This window comes from Amycolatopsis sp. NPDC003676, from assembly GCF_053587275.1.
Window position 1 is genome coordinate 27422 of record NZ_JBSFNS010000065.1, and the last position, 17022, is coordinate 44443.

The following is a 17022-nucleotide window of genomic DNA, read 5'->3' on the forward strand; positions in this document are numbered from 1 at the left end:
TGTCACACCCAATACGAGACGCGAGACCGGTAATTGCGCATGGCGACGAGGGCGAGCGCCCACCCGACCACGGTGAGCCCGCCGACCACGACCCAGCTGGTCCAGCTCACCGCCTGTCCGATGAGCGGCGACCGCACCACCTGCATGTAGTGGTAAAGCGGGTTCAGCTTGATGATCGGCAGCGCCCACGAGGCACCGTCCCGCGCGCCGCCGGACAGCAGCTGGTCGACCGGCCAGACGATCGGGGTGCCGTAGAACATCAGCTGGATCAGCGAGTTGATCAGCTGCGGAATGTCGCGGAACCGCGTCGAGATGATGCCGAGCAGCAGCGCGGCCCAGCCCGCGGTGAGCGCGAGCAGCACGAACCCGGGAATGGCGAGGAAAATGTTCCAGCTCAGACCGGGGTGACAGAACTTGTCCGGTACGCACACGCCGTCTTTCGACCCGAGCGAATACGGGGAATCGAGCGCCGAGAAGAAAATGATCAGCAGCACGACGTAGACGATCATGTTGTGCGCCAGCAGCAGCGTCTGCCGCCAGATCGTGCGCAGCACGTAGACGCTGATCGGCGCGGGGACCTGTTTGATCAGCCCCTCGTTCGCGATGAACGTCTCCATGCCTTCGGTGAGGCAGCCCTGGATGAATCCCCAGATGATGAAGCCGGTGGAGAGGTAGGGCAGGAACACCTCGATCGGCGTGCGGAACAGCTGCGAGTACAGCAGGCCGAGGCCGAGCGCGATGACACCCTGGCTGATGGTGATCCAGAACGGCCCGATGATGGACCGCCGGTACCGCTGCTTGATGTCCTGCCAGCCGAGATGGGTCCACAGCTCGCGGGAGGCCAAACCGGTCTTGATGTCGTCGATCGCACGCCCGAACGTCTTGCTGTCCGACGACGGTGGAACCGGAGTCGAGACATCGGGTTCGGCTGCGTGAACCGTGCTGGTGGCATGCACGTGGACGAGGGTACCGATGGGACACACCGGCCTCGGCTCGCCCCGGCCACACCGCACGGCGGCCCCGGTGCGGATACGGGCGATACGGGCCGGGTGTCTCCTGGTGTCCTGGTAGTTTCTTCCCTTATGACTGCTGCTCTCGGTGCGGCGAGCCTCATGGTCGACCTCCTCTCGGCGTACGCGGACCGGCCGGACCCGCGTTCGGTCGCCGTGGTCGGCAACCAGCCGCTGGAGCCGGACCCGGCCCGCGCCAAGGCGGTTGACGACTGTGACCTGGTCATTCGGGTCAACGGGTTCGTTGTCGACGAACCGGACGGACCAGACATCACTGGTCGCAAAGTGCACACGGTCGTCTTCAACCGGGCCGTGCGCGCCACCCGGCACGTCTTCCGCGACTACCGCTCCCGGCTGTATCTGCTGGTCGAGCCCGGTCGCCTGCACTGGGAGCCGGAGGCGCTGCCCGGCTGGTGGCCCTCCGACCTCGGGTTCGTCCCGGTGTCGAACCGCGACGTCGTGCTGCCCCTGTCGGACGCGCTCGGCCTGCCGACGCGCACCGAACCCACCTGGTCGACCACCGGTACGCTCGCGGCCTGGATCGCCCGCACCTCGTTCCCCGAGGCGCAGCTGGTGCTGACCGGGTTCTCGTTCATCGACAACCCGGAGCAGACCTCGTGGGAGCACGCTGCCGGGGATTCGTGCATCGTGGGACCGGAGCACCAGATCGCCGCCGAGGGCAGGCTGCTGGAGTCGTGGACCCGCACCGGCACCACCACCTTGCTCCGCTGAAGCCCGCTGGCACTCGTCGAAGGAACTCCCGTCATGCCCTTCCAGATGTTCAGAAACCTGTTCGGCTCCCGGATCGCGCGCCTCGTCGATTACCGCCTCGACGAGCGGACGCGCGGCGTGTTCCAGGACTTCGAGACCCGCATCGACGAGCTCGAGCACTGCACGGTCGACCACCGCCGCCGGCTCGCCGAGACCGACGAGAAGCTGGACACCGCGCTCGGCGACCTCCGCTGGATCCGCGGGGAGCTGGACCGGATGATCCCGCACGTCGCCGCGCAGGAGGAGCAGCTGGAGACGCTCCGGGAGAAGCTCGCGATGACGCCGCGCACGGACGACGCCGGGGCGCTCGAAGCGCGTTCGCTGGTCGAGGAGATCCAGCGGCAGCACGCGCAGATCCGCGTCCGGCTGGCCGGGATGGCCCGGTACGAGGAGCGGTTGAGCCGCCTCGAGGACGCGAAACTCACGCCTGCGCAGTGACGTCCGTCATCGCCCGCGACGCGACCGAGGCCGACGCTGAGCTGTTGCTGGCCTGGCGCAACGACCCGGCGACGCGGCAAGCGTCGCGGTCGACCGGAGTGATCGATCTGGACGGCCACCTGCGCTGGTTGCGCGGGGTGCTCGCGGCGTCCGGCCGGATCCTGCTCGTGCTGGAGGAGGCCGGGAAGCCGGTGGGCACGGTGCGGTTCGACGACGAGGGCGGCCGCGAGTGGGAGGTAAGCATCACGCTCGCGCCGGAAAGCCGTGGCCGCGGATTGGCGCGTCCAGTGCTCGAAGCGGGTGAGCAGGCGTTGGCGGCCCGGACGGACGCGGTGGCCGTGCTGGCCGCGGTGCACGAAGAGAACGCGGCGTCGGCGGCGTTGTTCGCGCGGGCTGGTTATCTGGAGGTCGCGCCCCCTGCCGACGGCTTCCGCCGGCTGCGCAAGACTCTGCACTGAACCCCACCGGAAGGACGCCACCCATGTCCGAAGTCCGCATCGGCAAGCACCTGCTCGGCCCGGCGCGGCCGCCGTTCGTGATCGCGGAGATGTCCGGCAACCACAACGGCGACCTGGACCGCGCGCTGGCCATCGTGGACGCGATCGCCGACTCCGGCGCGCACGCGGTGAAACTGCAGACCTACCGTCCGGACACGATCACCGTCGACGTCGACGGCCCGGCGTTCCGGATCGGCGACGGGCATTCCCTGTGGGGCGGGGAAAATCTGTACAAACTGTACGAAAAGGCGCACACCCCTTGGGAATGGCACGAGCCGATCTTCGCTCGCGCCCGCGAACGCGGCCTGGAAGTGTTCTCCAGCCCGTTCGACCCGACCGCGGTGGAACTGCTGGAATCGCTGGACGCGCCCGCGTACAAGATCGCCTCGTCGGAGATCGTCGACCTGCCGCTGATCGAACTCTGCGCGCGCACCGGCAAACCGCTGGTGATTTCGACCGGAATGGCGAACGTCGCGGAGATCGACGCGGCCGTGCGCACGGCTCGTTCGGCAGGCAACGACCAGCTGATCGTGCTCGGCTGCACGGCGAGCTACCCGGCGTCGCCGACGGAAAGCAATCTGCGCGGGTTGCCGTTGCTGGCCGGGCTCACCGGGACGCTGGTCGGATTGTCGGACCACACGCCGGGTCTCGGCGCGCCGGTCGCCGCGGTCGCGCTGGGGGCGGTGGCGATCGAGAAGCACGTGACGCTCGCGCGCAGCGACGGCGGGGTCGACTCGGAGTTTTCGCTGGAGCCAGCGGAATTGGCCGCGCTGGTGACGGAGACCCATCGAGCGTGGGAAGCGCTCGGGTCGCCGGTGCTGGGCCCGCGCGAGAGCGAAAAGGAAGGGCTGCGGCTGCGGCGTTCGCTGTACGTGGTGGAGGACGTTCGGGCCGGGGATCCGGTTACGGCGCAGAATGTTCGCTCGATCCGTCCGGCTGGCGGGCTCGCTCCGGCGGAGATCGTGAACGTGCTGGGGCGGACGTTCCGAGTGGACGCGGTTAAGGGCACCGCATTGACTTGGGATTTGATCTAGGCTCGTTCGTATGGCAGGCGAGAAGTCCCGCAAGGCGTTGCTGGCCACCCTCGGTGCGCTCGGCGCGATCCCGGTGGCTTCCGGGCTAACCGGCATCCTCGGCGGCCCGGAACGCGCTCCGGGCGGTGCCGCGACGACGCCCAGCGTGGACAGCGAGTACCGCTTCGTGAACACCTTCTGGACTGCGGCCGGCTTCGCGCTGTGGTGGTCGATCCGCCGCCCGGAGAAGCGCGCGGCGACTACGCGGCTCGTGCTGGGGACGGCTGCTGTCGGTGGGCTGCCGCGGCTTCTGTCGGCACGGAGGGCTGGGGCGCCGCATCCGGTTTTTCGGGCTGCGACGGTGCTGGAGCTGGCTGTGGTGCCGGGGGTGTTGTTGTGGCACGCGAAGGTGATTCGGGGGCAGCGCCCGGAAAAATCGGCCGCTGCCCCGGAGCAGAGCTAGCAGGTCGGCATCTGATCCGTAGTCAGATGCCGAAAAACCCGCGCACCCCGTCAATAACCCGGTCCACATCGGCGTCGCTCAGCGACGGGAACAACGGCAGCGAAAGCTCCTGCTCGTAATACGCCTCGGCGTTCGGGCACAACCCGCGCCGATAGCCGAGATCCTCGAACACCGGATGCCAATAAGCCGGGATGTAGTTCACCTGCACCCCGATTCCCAGCCCCCGCAAGTGGTCGAACAGCGCGCGCCGACGGCCGTCCAACACGCGCAGTGGGTACAGATGCCACACCGGATCCGCGCCCTCGCGGCGTGGCGGCGTCAGGACTCCGTCGACATCCGCGAGCGCCGCGTTGTATCGCGCGTGGATCTCGGCGCGCCGCAGCTTGAATTCGGTCAGCCGCGTGAGCTGGCTGCTTCCCAAGGCGCACAGGACATCCGGCAGCCGGTAGTTCAGGCCGAACTCGTGCACTTCCTGGTGCCACGCGCCTTCGTCCGGGTACCGCTGGCGGGATTTGTCCCGGACCAAGCCGTGGTTGCGGAACGCTTGCGCGCGCTGCAGCAACTCCTCGGACCCGGCGACGACCGCGCCCCCCTCGGCGGTGGTCAGGTTTTTGGTGGGGAAGAAGGAAAACGTGGTCAGGTCGGCAATCGACCCGACCGGTCGACCCTGCCAGGAACCGCCGACGGAGTGCGCGGCGTCTTCCAGCAACAGAGCGTCGGCGTCGTGCGCGATCTTCGCCAGGGTGTCCAGTTCGGCGGGGTGTCCGGCGTAGTCGACGGCGGCCACCACCTTGGTACGGCTGGTGATCGTGGCCGCGGCGGCGTCGACGGATAGGTTGCCGGTGTCCGGCTCGACGTCGGCGAACACGACCTTCGCGCCGTGCAGCGCCGCAGTCGCCGCGGTGGCGACGAAGGTCATCGGCGAAGCCACGACCTCGTCACCCGCGCCGATTCCGGCCGCGGCGTACGCGACGTGCAAGGCCGCGGTACCGGACGTGACAGCCACGGCTGGCGTGCCGCCGGTGTGTTCCGCGAGGTCTGCCTCGAACTTCGCGACCGCGGGGCCAGTCGTGAGCCAGTCACCGCGCAGGACCGAGACGACGGCCTCGATGTCTTCTTCGCTGACGGATTGGCGTCCGTAAGGGAGAAATTCAGGCATATTGCTCGACCAGTTCGCGGAGTTCGTCGGCCTCGAGCCAGAGGTCGTTGGTGTCCGAGCGGTACGCGAAGCCTTCGGGCACCTGCTCTCCGGCGTCGGGCGATTCGTAGCCCCACCCCGCGAGATGCGGTTGCACGACGTAGCGGTCGGTCAGCCGGAGAGTCCGCCGCGCGTCGTCGGGGGCGATCATCTCCTCGTGCAGCTTCTCGCCCGGCCGCACGCCGACCTCGTGCATCGGCGAACCCGGCGCGATCGCCTGCGCGAGATCGACGAGCCGCATGCTCGGGATCCTCGGTACGTACAGCTCACCGCCGGACATCTGGTCGAACGAGTCGACCACGAACTGCACCGCCTGCGGGAGCGTGATCCAGAACCGGGTCATCTCCTTGTGCGTGATCGGCAGCGACTCGCCCTGCTCGGCGAGCTTGCGGAAGAACGGGATGACGCTGCCGCGCGAGCCCATGACGTTGCCGTAGCGCACCACGGAGAACCGCGTCGGGTGCGCGGCCGCGTAGTGGTTGCCGCTGATGAACATCCGGTCCGCGCACAGCTTCGTCGCGCCGTAGAGGTTGATCGGGCTGGACGCCTTGTCAGTCGACAGCGCGACGACCTTCTTCACGCCGGTGTCGATCGCCGCCTCGATCACGTTCTGCGAGCCCGTGACGTTCGTCTGGACGAACTCGAACGGGTTGTACTCGCCGGTGTCGACCTGCTTGAGCGCGGCGGCGTGCACGACATAGTCGACGCCGTGCATGGCGCGTTCGAGGCGGCGGCGGTCGCGCACGTCGCCGATGAACCAGCGCAGCCGCGGGTCGTCGTTGAACAGTTGCCGGGCTTCGTACTGCTTCAGCTCGTCGCGGGAAAGCACCACGAGCCGGCTGGGGTTGAGCTCGGCCAGCGCATAGGCGATGAACGCCTTGCCGAAGGAGCCGGTCCCGCCGGTGAGCAGGATGCTGGAGCCATCCAGCTCGGACATCGATGACCTCCGCGATTGGGGTTCGTGGATCGGCGCGGGGCGCCGCAGGCCATCATGTCACCCATGCGTGCAGGCCCCGGCGTCAACGCCGTGATACAGGCCCGGTCGTCGTCCACCCGGCTGCCGGGGAAGGTGCTGCGGCCGCTCGCCGGACGGAGCGTGCTGGGCTGGGTCGTCCGTGCCGCGGCGGCTGCCCCTGGCGTCGACCAGGTAGTAGTCGCGACCTCGGACGATGGGTCCGACGACGCGGTTGCCGCTGAAGCGGAGCGGTGTGGCGCGCAGGTGGTCCGGGGGCCGCTCGACGACGTCGTGGCCCGGTTCGGGCTCGCGTTGTCGCAGCATCCGGCGGACGCAGTGATCCGTCTCACGGCGGACTGCCCGCTGCTCGATCCCGCCCTGATCGGCCGGCTGGTCGCGGTCTGGCGAGCCGAACCGTCGCTGGACTACGTCTCGACCACGCTCGTCCGCACCCTGCCGCGCGGCTTCGACGCGGAGCTGGTGCGCGCCTCGGTGCTGGCCGAGCAGGTGGCGACCGCGACCGGGGCGGACCGCGAGCACGTGACGTCGGCGATCTACCGGCAGCCCGAGCGGTACTCCTGCACCGGCGTCGTGGTCAGCCCGGCGGCCGACGACCTGCGCGTCACTTTGGACACGGCGGAGGACTGGGAGCTGATCTCGGCTCTCGTGGCCGAGCTGGGCGACCAGCCGGGTTCGTGGCGTTCGGTGGTGTCGCTGCTGCGGTCGCGGCCGGACCTGGTGGCATTGAACGCGCACGTCGAGCAGAAGAAGGTCGGCCAGTGAAGCTGCTGCTCCGGGCGGACGCTTCGCCGACCATCGGGGCCGGGCACATCTCCCGCGTGGTCGCCTACGCCGAACGCGCGGTCGAACGGGGCTGGGATGTGCACTTCGCAGGCTCCACGGCCAACGCGGAGTGGCTAGCCGCCCGCTTCGACGAGCTGTCGGTACCGCGGCTGCCGGTTTCTCCCTTGGCTGACTTGGTTTCCGGCTTTGACGCCGTACTCGTGGACCACTACGGGATCGGCGACGTCCGCGCCGAGGTCAACGCCGCTGGCGCCCGCCTAGTGTCCATTGAGGACGATGTGTTCGGCCGCCGTCCGGCGGATGTGGTGGTGGATTCGGGCTTCACGCCGGGCCCGCGTCCGGAGGACGGTTCGGGCTTGCTGCTGCGGGGTGTCGAGTACACGCCACTTCGAGACGTCGTGCTGCGCGCACGTTCTCGCCGGAGCACTTCGTCGCCGCTGCAGGTGACGGTGGTTCTGGGCGGCGGGGCCGAGTGGGCTTCGACGGTTTCGCTATTGCTCCAGGCGCTTGCCGACACGGGCTTGCCGTTCGTGGCAGACGCTTTGGTCCGTGGCACGCCGACGTTGCCGTCCACTGTGGATGGTCAGGTGATCCGGGTAGCCGCGCCGCATGCCGGATTGCTGGACCTGCTCGCCGGGACGGATGTCGCGATCAGCGCATCCGGGGTGACGTTCCTGGAACTGTGCTGCCTCGGGGTGCCGACCGCCGCGGTACAGCTGGTGGACAACCAGGCAGCCGGGTACCAGGCGGCGCTGGAACGAGGCCTGGCGTGCGGCTTGGGCTCGGCGGATACCTTGGGCCAGTGGCTGCCGGAGGCGACGGAGACGCTGCGACAGTTGTTGTCGGACGCTCCGCTGCGGTCCCGGCTTTCGGCGGCTGGCCGGTCTGCAGTGGACGGTCGGGGAGTGGACCGGGTGCTGGACGTTCTGGCCGGGTTCTGATCGAGGACCGAATCTGTCCTCAATCCCGCATAGCTTCCTCCCCATGACCGAGACCCCGTTCCGGATCCACATCCCGCAATCCGACCTAGCCGACCTCAACCGGCGCCTCGCGGACACCCGTTGGCCGGACCCGTTCGAAGACCCGGCATGGGAGCTGGGCATTCCGGTGACCGAAGTCCAGGACCTCGTCGACTACTGGCGGCTCGGTTTCGACTGGCGGGCGCAGGAAGAACGCATCAACGGCTTCCCCCAGTTCACCACCACGATCGACGGCGCCAACGTCCACTTCCTGCACCTCAAATCCCCGGAGCCGGACGCCATTCCGCTTCTCCTCACCCACGGCTGGCCGGGCTCGATCGTCGAATTCCTCGACCTCATCGGTCCCCTCGCCGACCCTCGCTCGTACGGAGGCGACCCGGCCGTCGCGTTTCACGTCGTCGTTCCGTCCGTACCCGGGTTCGCCTTCTCCGGGCCGACCCCCGACCGCGGCTGGGGCCCGGCGCGGACGGCGCGCGCTTGGGCGGAGTTGATGACCCGCCTCGGGTACGAAAGGTTCGGCACGCACGGCGGCGACTGGGGCGCGTTGATCTCCCGCGAACTCGGCCTCCAGTTCCCCGACCGGATCATCGGCGCGCACGTGACGATGCTGCCGTCCGCGGTGGCGCGCGACGAGTCCGACCTCGACGGGCTCAGCGGGGCGGAGCTGGCGAAAGGGCAGCGGTCGCTGGAGAAGGCGCGGGCCTTCCAGCAGACGGGCATCGGTTACGCGATGATCCAGTCCACCAAGCCGCAAACGCTTGCGTACGGCCTCACCGACTCCCCGGCCGGGCAGCTCGCCTGGATCGCCGAGAAGTTCCGTGCCTTTTCGAACACCGACCACGACCTGATCGACCGCGACGATCTGCTCGCCAACGTCTCGATCTACTGGTTCACCCGCACCGCCGCGTCGTCCTCGCGGATCTACGCCGACCAGGACGTCCAGTGGGGCGCGGCGCTGCCGTCGTCGACCGTGCCGACCGCGGTCGCGGTGTTCCCGGACGACATCGGGCTTCCGCTGCGATCCCTTGCCGAGCGCACCGACCGGATCGTGCGATGGACGGAATTCCCGCGCGGCGGGCACTTCCCGGCGCTCGAAGAACCCGACCTGCTGATCGGGGATCTTCGAGCGTTCTTCGCCGCGGAGAACCAGGGGTGAGGTAGAAGTGGTCCCGTCGTAGCGGGTGCGGTCCGCTGCCGCGGGGAGGGGTGGTCAGCGTGCGAGCTGCTAGTCGGCTGGCTGAATTTCTGAACTGGACGGGAAGCGTGGACGGCGAACTGTCCTGGACTTCCTTGACGGAAGAAGGGTGCTCCCGGACTACTACCCGCACCGGTTCCACCCGGAGTACCCCGGCCTAATTCCGTGGGCGGTGGATGATGACCACGCTTACTTCTGGAACGCCGTCAGTCCGGCTGAACCCGGTGGGAAGATCTCCTTCTTGGAGAACACGGGTCCAGACTGGGGTGCTACGAAGGAAGTATCGAAGACTTCCTGATCGATATCCTCTCCGGCACGTTCACGCACCCGGGGCTTTACTCGAACCTCAACGAAAAACCGCGGATGTACGACAAGTACTGATGAGAAGAGACTGTCCGTCACCATCGCCAAAGCGATGGTGACGGACCGCACTCGCCCCTAGAGGTACTGCCCAGTCCCGGTAATCCCGTGCCCGTGCCCCTCACCCGGCTGCCCCACCGACCCGGATGAGCCAGCAGGCAACCCACGCCGCATCTGCTCCAGTTGCACCCGCGCGGCCATCTGCTGCGCGAACAGTGCCGTCTGGATGCCGTGGAACAGCCCCTCCAGCCAGCCGACCAGCTGGGCCTGCGCGATCCGCAGTTCGGCGTCCGAAGGAGTCTGGTCCTCGGTGAACGGCCGCACGAGGCGCTCGAGCTCCTCGCGCAGTTCGGGTGCCAGGGCCTGCTCCAGTTCGCGCACCGACGTCTGGTGGATCTCGCGGACCCGATTGCGGCTGGCGTCGTCCAGCGGCGCGGCGCGGACCTCTTCCAGCAGCTGTTTGATCATGGTGCCGATGCGCATCACCTTGGCCGGTTCCTCGACCAGGTCCCCGACGGTCTCGTTGTCCTCGCCGTCGGGGGCTACCCGCGCGGTGCCGACCGGGACCCCGTCCGGTCCGACGACCACCACGTGCGGCGCGTCCGTTCCGTCCCCGGTCGCGCCCGTTCCCCCGAAGTTCGGCTCGCTCATGTGCTCCATCCCCGTCGCTGTTGGCGGTCCTGACCCGAGCCTAGCGGCCGTTCGGGCAGTTCTGCCCAACCCCGCGGCAACCGCGAAACCGCACGTCCGTACGGTGTCCCCATGGCGTTCGACGTCGCTCGTATCCGTGGGCTGTTCCCCGCGCTTGGCGACGGCTGGATTCACTTCGACGGCGCCGCCGGAATGCTCGTGCCCGAACAGGTCGCTTCGGCCGTTTCGACGGCGATGCGGGCGCCGGTGTCCGGGCCGGGCGGAGCATTTCCGGCCTCCCAGCGGGCGGAAAGCATCGTCACCGCGGCCCGCCGGGCCGTGGCCGATCTGGTCGGGGCGGACCCGGCTTCCGTCGTGCTCGGACCGAGCGCGCCGGTACTGCTGCGCAGGCTCGTAGACGCGCTCGCCGAACGCTGGACGATCGGCGACGAGGTCGTCGTCTCCCGGCTCGACGAAGAGGCCAACATCGCGCCCTGGCGGCGTGCCGCGAAACGCGTCGGCGCGGTCCTGCGGTGGAGCGAGATCGACATCGAGACCTGCGAACTGCCCGCGTGGCAGTACGAGAACCTCGTGTCCGCGCGGACGAAAGCGGTGTCGGTGACGCTGGCGTCCGGGTCCGTCGGGACGCGGCCGGACGTGCCGACGGTGATCGAATTCGCCAAGCGCGTCGGCGCGCTCGTGGTGGTCGACGCGACCTACGCGGCCCCGTTCGTGCCGCTTGACCTGCAGGAACTCGGTGCCGACGTCATGGTCGTCTCCGCTCCCTCGTGGGGCGGACCGGCTGTTGGCGCGCTCGTGTTCCGCGATCCGGAGCTGCTGGAGCGCATCTCGTCGGTGTCGCTCGACCCGGCCGCCACCGGTCCCGCGCGGCTCGAACTCGGGCCGCACGCGTACCCGCTGCTGGCCGGTCTCATCGCCTCGATCGACTACCTCGCCGGCCTGGACGACGCCGCGACCGGCTCCCGCCGCGAGCGTCTGGTGACGTCGCTCGGCTCAGCCAAGTCGTACCACGCGGGCCTGCTCGCGCAGCTGTCCACGGAACTGCGCTCGCTGCGCCACGTGATGGTGATCGGCGACGCGATGCGCCGGATCCCCGCGCTCGCCTTCGCCGTGGCCGGCGCGAAAGCCTCGCAGGTCGCCGAATACCTCGCGTCGCAGGGCCTGTGCGCCTTCGCCGACGACGGCACCAGCGGCGTTTTCGCGTCGCTGGGCGTCGGCGAGGTCGGCGGAGCGGTGCGGATCGGGCTCGCGCACTACTCCAACGTGTTCGAGATCAACCAGCTGGTGCGGGTGCTCGAAGAACTGAGCTGAGGCTCACGACTTCGCGGCCAGCAGCACCTTCCCGAAGATGCTGCCTTCCTCGAGCAGCCGATGCGCGGTCGCGGCCTCGGCCATCGGCACCACGTCGCCGACGATCGGCTGCACCGAACCCTGTTCCACCAACGGCCACAACCGTTTCCGGACATCCGCGACGATCGCCGCTTTCTGGTCCAGCGGCCGCGACCGCAGCCCGGCCGCGTACACGCTCGCACGTTTGCCGAGCAGCTTGCCGATGTTCAGCTCGCCCTTGATCCCGCCCTGCATGCCGATGATGACCAGACGGCCGTCGGCGGCGAGCGCGTCGACGTTGCGGTCCAGGTACTTCGCGCCCATGTTGTCGAGGATGACGTCGGCACCCTTCGTCTCGGCACGCAGCACCTCGACGAAATCCTGTTCCTTGTAGTTGATCGTGAGGTCGGCGCCGAGCTGACGGCAACGTTCGAGCCGCTCCGGCGAACCCGCGGTGACCGCGACGGTCGCGCCGAGTGCCTTGCCCACCTGGATCGCGTGCGTGCCGATGCCGCCCGCGCCGCCGTGCACCAGCAGCACCTGGCCTTCGCCGAGACCGGCGTGCATCACGACGTTCGCCCACACCGTGCAGGCCACCTCGGGCAGCCCGGCCGCGGAGACCGTGTCGACCTCGGCGGGCACCGGCAGCAGCTGCCCGGCCGGGACCGCGACGCGCTCGGCGTACCCGCCGCCGGCGAGCAGCGCGCACACCTCGTCGCCGACCTGCCAGCCCTCGACGCCCTCGCCGAGTTCGGCGATCGTGCCGGAGCATTCCAGGCCGAGGATGTCGCTCGCCCCGGGCGGCGGCGGATAGTTGCCTTGCCGCTGCAGCAGGTCGGCTCGGTTGCCCGCACTGGCCGTGACGTCCAGCAGTACCTCGCCGGGACCGGGTTCCGGATCGGGGACCTCGGTCCATTCGAGCACGTCAGGGGCGCCGGGTTCGCGGATAGTGATCGCGTGCATGCGCCCGACTGTATCCCGGGTCAGCCGAGATCGTTGGTGCTGAAGGTGTTGCAGCGCGCGGGCTGGCCGGTCTGGTAGCCGGTGGTGAACCACTTCTCGCGCTGCGCGGAGGTGCCGTGCGAGAAGCTCGACTTGTCGACGTGGCCGTTGCCGAGGTTCTTCTGGATGTAGTCGTCGCCGATCCGGGACGCGGTGTCCAGCGCGCGCGAGATGTCGTCCTTCGTGACGTCCTGGACCAGCGGTTTCCCGGAGCTGGTCGGGGTCGTGCTGGCGTGGTTGGCCCAGACGCCCGCGTAGCAGTCGGCCTGCAGTTCCAGCCGCACCGAGCCGGACGTCGGCCCGGTGCCGGTGCCGCGTTTGGACGTGCCGGTGAGGTTCTGCACGTGGTGGCCGTATTCGTGCGCCAAGACGTACGCCTCGGTGAACAGGCCGCCCTGCGCGCCGAAGCGGGTCTTCAGCTCGTTGAAGAACGACAGGTCGATGTACACGTAGGAATCGGCCGGGCAGTAGAACGGGCCGGTGTCCGACGTCGCGCCGCCGCAGCCGGTGCGCACGCCGCCGGTGAAGAAGCGAGTGGTCGCCTTGCGGTAGGTCTGGCCGGAACGGGAGAACTCCTGCGTCCAGTAGTCCTGGATGGAGTTGACGATCGCGACGATCGCGCAGTCGTGGTCCCGGTTCGCGTCGGCTCCGGTTTTGCACTTCTTCGCGAGGGTGCCGGAGTCCAGCTGCTGCCCGGACTGGACGTCGCCCAGCCCGACCCCGCCGACCGCGGGCGACGTGCCGGTGCTGGGACCGCCGCCGAACTGGGAGAACAGGAAGTAGATGACCAGGCCGACGATGCCGAGCCCGCCGCCGCCGATGGCCACGCGGCCGCCGATGCCGCCGCCGCCTCCGCCGCTGCCGCGCATGTCCTGGATTTCGGAGGAGTCCAGATCCGCGTTGTCGTCGAATCGCACGCGGAAAGGGTAGCCGCAAAGCCGGGAACGTGGCTGGGTGCGGCCCCTGCGCTGGGGGCCGCACCCAGGTACTACCGAGGTTTCGTTGACAGCGGTTAACCACCGGCCGGGCTGGCGTCCGGCGCTGCCTTCGCGGTGCCGAGGCCGCGAAGAGAAGCAGCGACATGACGACGCCGGGTGCGCGTGGCCGATGCCGGAGCGCACGGGGTGCTCGTGCTGTTCGCAATCGCGACCGAACCGGAACGGGGCCGTGCCGATCGCGGGGACACAGCGGGCGGTCAACCGCGGGAACTACCTGCCATGCCACCACCTGGCCTTTCCCGGTGGGAAACGGGGCCCGGCGTGCCCTTCGGCGCGCTCCGCGGATCCTCGTCGTCCCTCCGCTGTCTCCCGAGGATGCGCTTCTTCGCGCCGAGTCTCAACCTTTTCGTAACCCTCCATTGGGGGAAGTTCGCCCGGAAATTTCACGCCGGGCCGAAACGGACGGGCGAAACCGGGCCTTCTACGCTTCCGGACATGAGCGATGACCAGGACGTGCGCTGGCTCGACCCGGCCGAACAGCACGCCTGGCGGGCCTACATCGTCGCGTCGCTGCGGCTGCGCCAGCGGCTGCACCGCGAACTGACCGAAAGCCACGGCATCTCGCTCGCCGACTACGAGGTACTGGTGTGCCTCAACCTGGCCCCGGACCGGTGCACGCGGATGACGGAACTGGCCGCGCTGCTCGGCTCGACGAAGAGCAGGCTGTCGCACCAGATCGGCAAACTGGAGGCGGCCGGTCTGGTCGCGCGCCGCCCGGACCCGGAAGACAAACGAGGCGTGCTGACCCAGCTGACCGACGCCGGCCAGCGCGTACTGGACAACGCCGCGCCGACGCACGTGCGCGGCGCCCGCGAGCACCTGATCGACCTGCTGACGCCGGACGAGCAGACCGCGGTGGCCACGGCGTTCACCCGGGTCCTCGAACACCTGGACGACGTCGAAGGACGGCGCGATACCCTGACCTAGAAGGAAGCGTGGCAGAGCGGCCGAATGCAGACGCCTTGAAAGCGTCCGTAGGGAAACCTACCGGGGGTTCAAATCCCTCCGCTTCCGCTTGACGCCTCGAGTGTCCGGCCCCGGATTCCGCGCATCCCGCGGGAGACCGGGGCTGTTTCTTCGGTGGGTCTCGTCTGCCGATCAGCGAAGGTCAGTCAGCCGGGTCTGATCCGAGTCTCGCCGCCATTCTTCCCAGCCGTCGTAGCTCTTGTTGTCGGCGAGTGTCGCGCAGGCGCCGGACGGGGAGTGCGCGGTTCGGCCGTCTTCCAGCTGCATGGAGCCATTTGACAGAACAGTCGCTCGGTGGATCTTGCCTGCTCGCTTGCGGTGCCAGACGAGCTGGTCGCCGGCGGCGAGCTTGCCGGTTCGCAACAACGGCAGCAGGCGGCCGGTCTTCCCGGAGACGAGCGTGGCAGTAAGTCCCAAGGCCTTGCGCAGCACCGTGTCCGGTGTATCAACGAGGGGTTCTGCTCGCCGTTGGAGTTCGTTGAAGACTTCGTCGGAGACCCGAATGGTCGGCATAGCCCTGACTCCTGAACTTTGTGACAATGTTCAGGAATAAGGATATGGGGCAGGTGATGCGTCGCCTATCGATCGACCGGGTGAACGCTGAGGTGCCCAGACGACCGGGCGCGGGTCCTTGGCTTGCGCCGTGCGTCGGCTAAAGACCTGCCGGATCCCCAATGTGTCGTGATTCGAGGACCGGTATCCGGCGGTCGCGCGGGTACCCTGGCCGTGCTGTGCGCCGGGTTCCCGTGGAGTCTTCCGTCATTCGCGACGTCGGCTACGACGCCGCGAAGTCGGTGCTGGAGATCGGGTTCCGCAACGGCAGCGTCTACCGCTACCACCTCGTGCCCGCGCGGGTGCATCGCGCGCTGATGGCCGCCGACAGCCCGGGGCGCTACCTCAACCGGGAGATCAAGCCGAGGTTCCCTGGGCAAGCCGTGGAGTGATTGCGGCGTCAGGCTTTCTTGGCCTCGCGCAGGGCGATCCTCGCCTGGACCTCCGGACGGCGCAGCGGCGGCACGGTCGCCGGCGGCTGGCGGCGCTGCGGGAGTTCTTCCAGCAGCCGCGCGGTGATTTCGGCGATTTCGGCGACCGCCGCTTCGAACGGTTCGCGCGTCGCGTCCGAAAGGGACTGCACCCCGGTCACTTTGCGCACGTACTGGCGTGCCGCGGCTTCGATCTCGTCCGTGGTGGCGGCGGGCTGCAGGCCGCGGAGCGTCGTGATGTTTCGGCACATGTGCTTCAGGGTACGTCTCTGCGGCTGACCGCATCACACTCTAGGGCCAACCTCGTTGACGGGGTCGGAGATCGCCCGGCAACCTTGATGAAGTGCCCCTCAGACCGCGTGCCCCCCGGCTCAGCCGCCCCGTCCCGGAAGTTCCCGCCGACACCCCGATTCCCGAGCAGGCCTGGCAGCGCGTCCCCGCCGACGAACTGGTCACGCTCGTTTCCGTTGTCCTGATGGCACAAGGCTTTCCCGAGGATCGTGCGCGTCCTGCGGCGGAGGCGTTGTGCCACGGCGATCTCACTGGCGCGCCGGAGACTGGCGTCGGGGAGTTGACCCGAGTGCATCTGCCTGCGATCGAGAGCGGATTCGTCAGTCCTGGTGCGCAGCCGTTGCTGATCGCGGACCGCGGGGCTGCGGCGCTTGTCGATTATCGGCGTGCGTCCGGGCTTTGGGCGGTTGGTGATGCGATGGATCGGGCCGTGCAGCGGGCTGGGCGGTTTGGGGTCGGGCTGCTGTCGTTGCGTGGCGTTGGGCCGTTTGGGCGGGTTGGGCATCATGCTGCTCGGGCTTTGCCGCACGGGATGATCGGGATTGTCATGGCTGCTGGGGGGTATGCCGATCAACCCGTGCATCCGCTGGGGATGGCTGCGCCTGCTGGGGCTTATCCGGAGTTCGTTTTTGACGTTGACCTTGCTGATGCTGCTCGTGATCCGCGGTTTGCCGGGTTTGCGTTGATGGTTGATGTGCTGGCCGGGGTGTTGTCCGGGGTTGCTGATCATGAGCATGACACTGGGTTGTTGGTGCTTGCTATCGCGCCTACGACGTTGCGTAGTGCTGATGGGTTTTATCGGGCTGCCAGTGCGGTGTTTGGGAGCATGCTCGGGTGGGAGGGTGGAGCGCCCGTTCGGTATCCCGGGTGGCGGGAGGCTCAGTATTTGGAGCAGTGCCGGGCGTTGGGGGTGCCGTTGGCTGGGGCGGTGCGGAGGCAGTTGGATTCGTTGGCGTTGAAGGTTGGGTTGCCGCCGTTGACTACTGTGGGGTGAGGTTCGGCTCGTCGCCTGGCGGCGACATTGCGCACCTGGGTTGCGTGGGGCACCCCGAAGCTTGATTGTGCTGACGGTCTGGGGGTGCTTGTCAAGGCGGGAAAGATGCCTTGACAAGCACCCC

Annotated in this window: 20 protein-coding genes and 1 tRNA gene; 13 read left to right on the top strand and 8 right to left on the bottom strand. The window is 68.5% G+C overall.

The window, feature by feature from the left end:
- Positions 1–2: 2 nt before the first annotated feature.
- Positions 3–956, bottom strand: a complete 954-nt coding sequence (gene wzm / locus ACWDNU_RS29760; protein ID WP_344281686.1) for a galactan export ABC transporter permease subunit Wzm/RfbD — start codon at positions 954–956, stop codon at positions 3–5.
- 156 nt (positions 957–1112) lie between these two features.
- Here wzm and ACWDNU_RS29765 point away from each other — a divergent pair, with 156 nt between their 5' ends.
- From ACWDNU_RS29765 to ACWDNU_RS29785, 5 genes are read left to right on the top strand one after another with little or no spacing between them, the layout of a single operon-like run.
- Complete coding sequence (locus ACWDNU_RS29765) at positions 1113–1742, top strand: hypothetical protein (RefSeq protein ID WP_370940605.1); 630 nt, start codon at positions 1113–1115, stop codon at positions 1740–1742.
- Between the two features lie 33 nt (positions 1743–1775).
- On the top strand, positions 1776–2219 hold the full coding sequence (locus tag ACWDNU_RS29770; RefSeq protein WP_370932556.1) for a hypothetical protein: 444 nt from the start codon (positions 1776–1778) through the stop codon (positions 2217–2219).
- A complete protein-coding gene (locus ACWDNU_RS29775; RefSeq protein WP_449671336.1) occupies positions 2216–2677 on the top strand; it encodes a GNAT family N-acetyltransferase in 462 nt (153 codons plus the stop codon). The genes ACWDNU_RS29770 and ACWDNU_RS29775 overlap by 4 nt, the downstream gene beginning before the upstream one ends.
- Before the next feature lie 23 nt (positions 2678–2700).
- Positions 2701–3750 (top strand): pseudaminic acid synthase, encoded by a 1050-nt coding sequence (gene pseI / locus ACWDNU_RS29780; protein ID WP_370932554.1) that lies wholly within the window; start codon positions 2701–2703, stop codon positions 3748–3750.
- Positions 3751–3760: 10 nt separating this feature from the next.
- Positions 3761–4192, top strand: coding sequence for a DUF4345 domain-containing protein (locus tag ACWDNU_RS29785; protein ID WP_449671337.1), 432 nt, complete (start codon positions 3761–3763; stop codon positions 4190–4192).
- A 22-nt stretch (positions 4193–4214) separates the two neighbouring features.
- On the opposite strand, the gene ACWDNU_RS29790 is transcribed toward ACWDNU_RS29785, so the two are convergent.
- Complete coding sequence (locus tag ACWDNU_RS29790; RefSeq protein ID WP_449671338.1) at positions 4215–5351, bottom strand: DegT/DnrJ/EryC1/StrS family aminotransferase; 1137 nt, start codon at positions 5349–5351, stop codon at positions 4215–4217.
- A complete protein-coding gene (gene pseB / locus ACWDNU_RS29795) occupies positions 5344–6327 on the bottom strand; it encodes a UDP-N-acetylglucosamine 4,6-dehydratase (inverting) (RefSeq protein WP_370932551.1) in 984 nt (327 codons plus the stop codon). The genes ACWDNU_RS29790 and pseB overlap by 8 nt, the downstream gene beginning before the upstream one ends.
- A gap of 63 nt (positions 6328–6390) precedes the next feature.
- On the opposite strand from pseB, the gene ACWDNU_RS29800 reads away from it, so the two are divergent.
- Genes ACWDNU_RS29800 through ACWDNU_RS29810 form a run of 3 tightly spaced genes read left to right on the top strand, consistent with a single transcriptional unit; the run spans position 6391 to position 9285 of the window.
- Positions 6391–7128 carry a cytidylyltransferase domain-containing protein gene (locus tag ACWDNU_RS29800; protein WP_449671339.1) on the top strand — a complete coding sequence of 246 codons (738 nt, stop codon included), beginning with the start codon at positions 6391–6393 and terminating at the stop codon, positions 7126–7128.
- On the top strand, positions 7125–8090 hold the full coding sequence (locus ACWDNU_RS29805; RefSeq protein ID WP_449671340.1) for a spore coat protein: 966 nt from the start codon (positions 7125–7127) through the stop codon (positions 8088–8090). Before ACWDNU_RS29800 ends, ACWDNU_RS29805 begins: the two co-directional genes overlap by 4 nt.
- Positions 8091–8133: 43 nt before the next feature.
- The gene (locus ACWDNU_RS29810; protein WP_449671341.1) at positions 8134–9285 is read left to right on the top strand and encodes an epoxide hydrolase family protein; all 1152 of its coding nucleotides are present in this window, start codon (positions 8134–8136) and stop codon (positions 9283–9285) included.
- A 477-nt stretch (positions 9286–9762) separates the two neighbouring features.
- On the opposite strand, the gene ACWDNU_RS29815 is transcribed toward ACWDNU_RS29810, so the two are convergent.
- Positions 9763–10344 (bottom strand): bacterial proteasome activator family protein, encoded by a 582-nt coding sequence (locus ACWDNU_RS29815; RefSeq protein ID WP_449671342.1) that lies wholly within the window; start codon positions 10342–10344, stop codon positions 9763–9765.
- 102 nt (positions 10345–10446) lie between these two features.
- Here ACWDNU_RS29815 and ACWDNU_RS29820 point away from each other — a divergent pair, with 102 nt between their 5' ends.
- A complete protein-coding gene (locus ACWDNU_RS29820) occupies positions 10447–11646 on the top strand; it encodes a cysteine desulfurase-like protein (protein ID WP_449671343.1) in 1200 nt (399 codons plus the stop codon).
- 3 nt (positions 11647–11649) lie between these two features.
- Here ACWDNU_RS29820 and ACWDNU_RS29825 read toward each other — a convergent pair whose 3' ends face one another.
- Together ACWDNU_RS29825 and ypfJ are read right to left on the bottom strand one after the other, a co-directional pair.
- The gene (locus ACWDNU_RS29825; RefSeq protein WP_449671344.1) at positions 11650–12627 is read right to left on the bottom strand and encodes an NAD(P)H-quinone oxidoreductase; all 978 of its coding nucleotides are present in this window, start codon (positions 12625–12627) and stop codon (positions 11650–11652) included.
- Between the two features lie 20 nt (positions 12628–12647).
- A complete protein-coding gene (gene ypfJ, locus ACWDNU_RS29830) occupies positions 12648–13583 on the bottom strand; it encodes a KPN_02809 family neutral zinc metallopeptidase (RefSeq protein WP_449671345.1) in 936 nt (311 codons plus the stop codon).
- Positions 13584–14099: 516 nt separating this feature from the next.
- Between ypfJ and ACWDNU_RS29835 the strand changes: the two genes are divergently transcribed.
- Positions 14100–14591 carry a MarR family winged helix-turn-helix transcriptional regulator gene (locus ACWDNU_RS29835; protein WP_370932543.1) on the top strand — a complete coding sequence of 164 codons (492 nt, stop codon included), beginning with the start codon at positions 14100–14102 and terminating at the stop codon, positions 14589–14591.
- Positions 14592–14593: 2 nt separating this feature from the next.
- Positions 14594–14678, top strand: a tRNA-Ser gene (locus ACWDNU_RS29840).
- Positions 14679–14762: 84 nt separating this feature from the next.
- Here the strand turns inward: ACWDNU_RS29840 and ACWDNU_RS29845 are convergent.
- On the bottom strand, positions 14763–15143 hold the full coding sequence (locus ACWDNU_RS29845) for a restriction system modified-DNA reader domain-containing protein (protein WP_449671346.1): 381 nt from the start codon (positions 15141–15143) through the stop codon (positions 14763–14765).
- Between the two features lie 233 nt (positions 15144–15376).
- Between ACWDNU_RS29845 and ACWDNU_RS29850 the strand changes: the two genes are divergently transcribed.
- Positions 15377–15574 (top strand): KTSC domain-containing protein, encoded by a 198-nt coding sequence (locus tag ACWDNU_RS29850; RefSeq protein WP_449671347.1) that lies wholly within the window; start codon positions 15377–15379, stop codon positions 15572–15574.
- An 8-nt stretch (positions 15575–15582) separates the two neighbouring features.
- On the opposite strand, the gene ACWDNU_RS29855 is transcribed toward ACWDNU_RS29850, so the two are convergent.
- The gene (locus tag ACWDNU_RS29855; protein ID WP_116200703.1) at positions 15583–15864 is read right to left on the bottom strand and encodes a DUF2277 domain-containing protein; all 282 of its coding nucleotides are present in this window, start codon (positions 15862–15864) and stop codon (positions 15583–15585) included.
- A 92-nt stretch (positions 15865–15956) separates the two neighbouring features.
- Between ACWDNU_RS29855 and ACWDNU_RS29860 the strand changes: the two genes are divergently transcribed.
- Positions 15957–16898, top strand: coding sequence for an Ldh family oxidoreductase (locus tag ACWDNU_RS29860; RefSeq protein WP_370932541.1), 942 nt, complete (start codon positions 15957–15959; stop codon positions 16896–16898).
- Positions 16899–17022 lie beyond the last annotated feature (124 nt).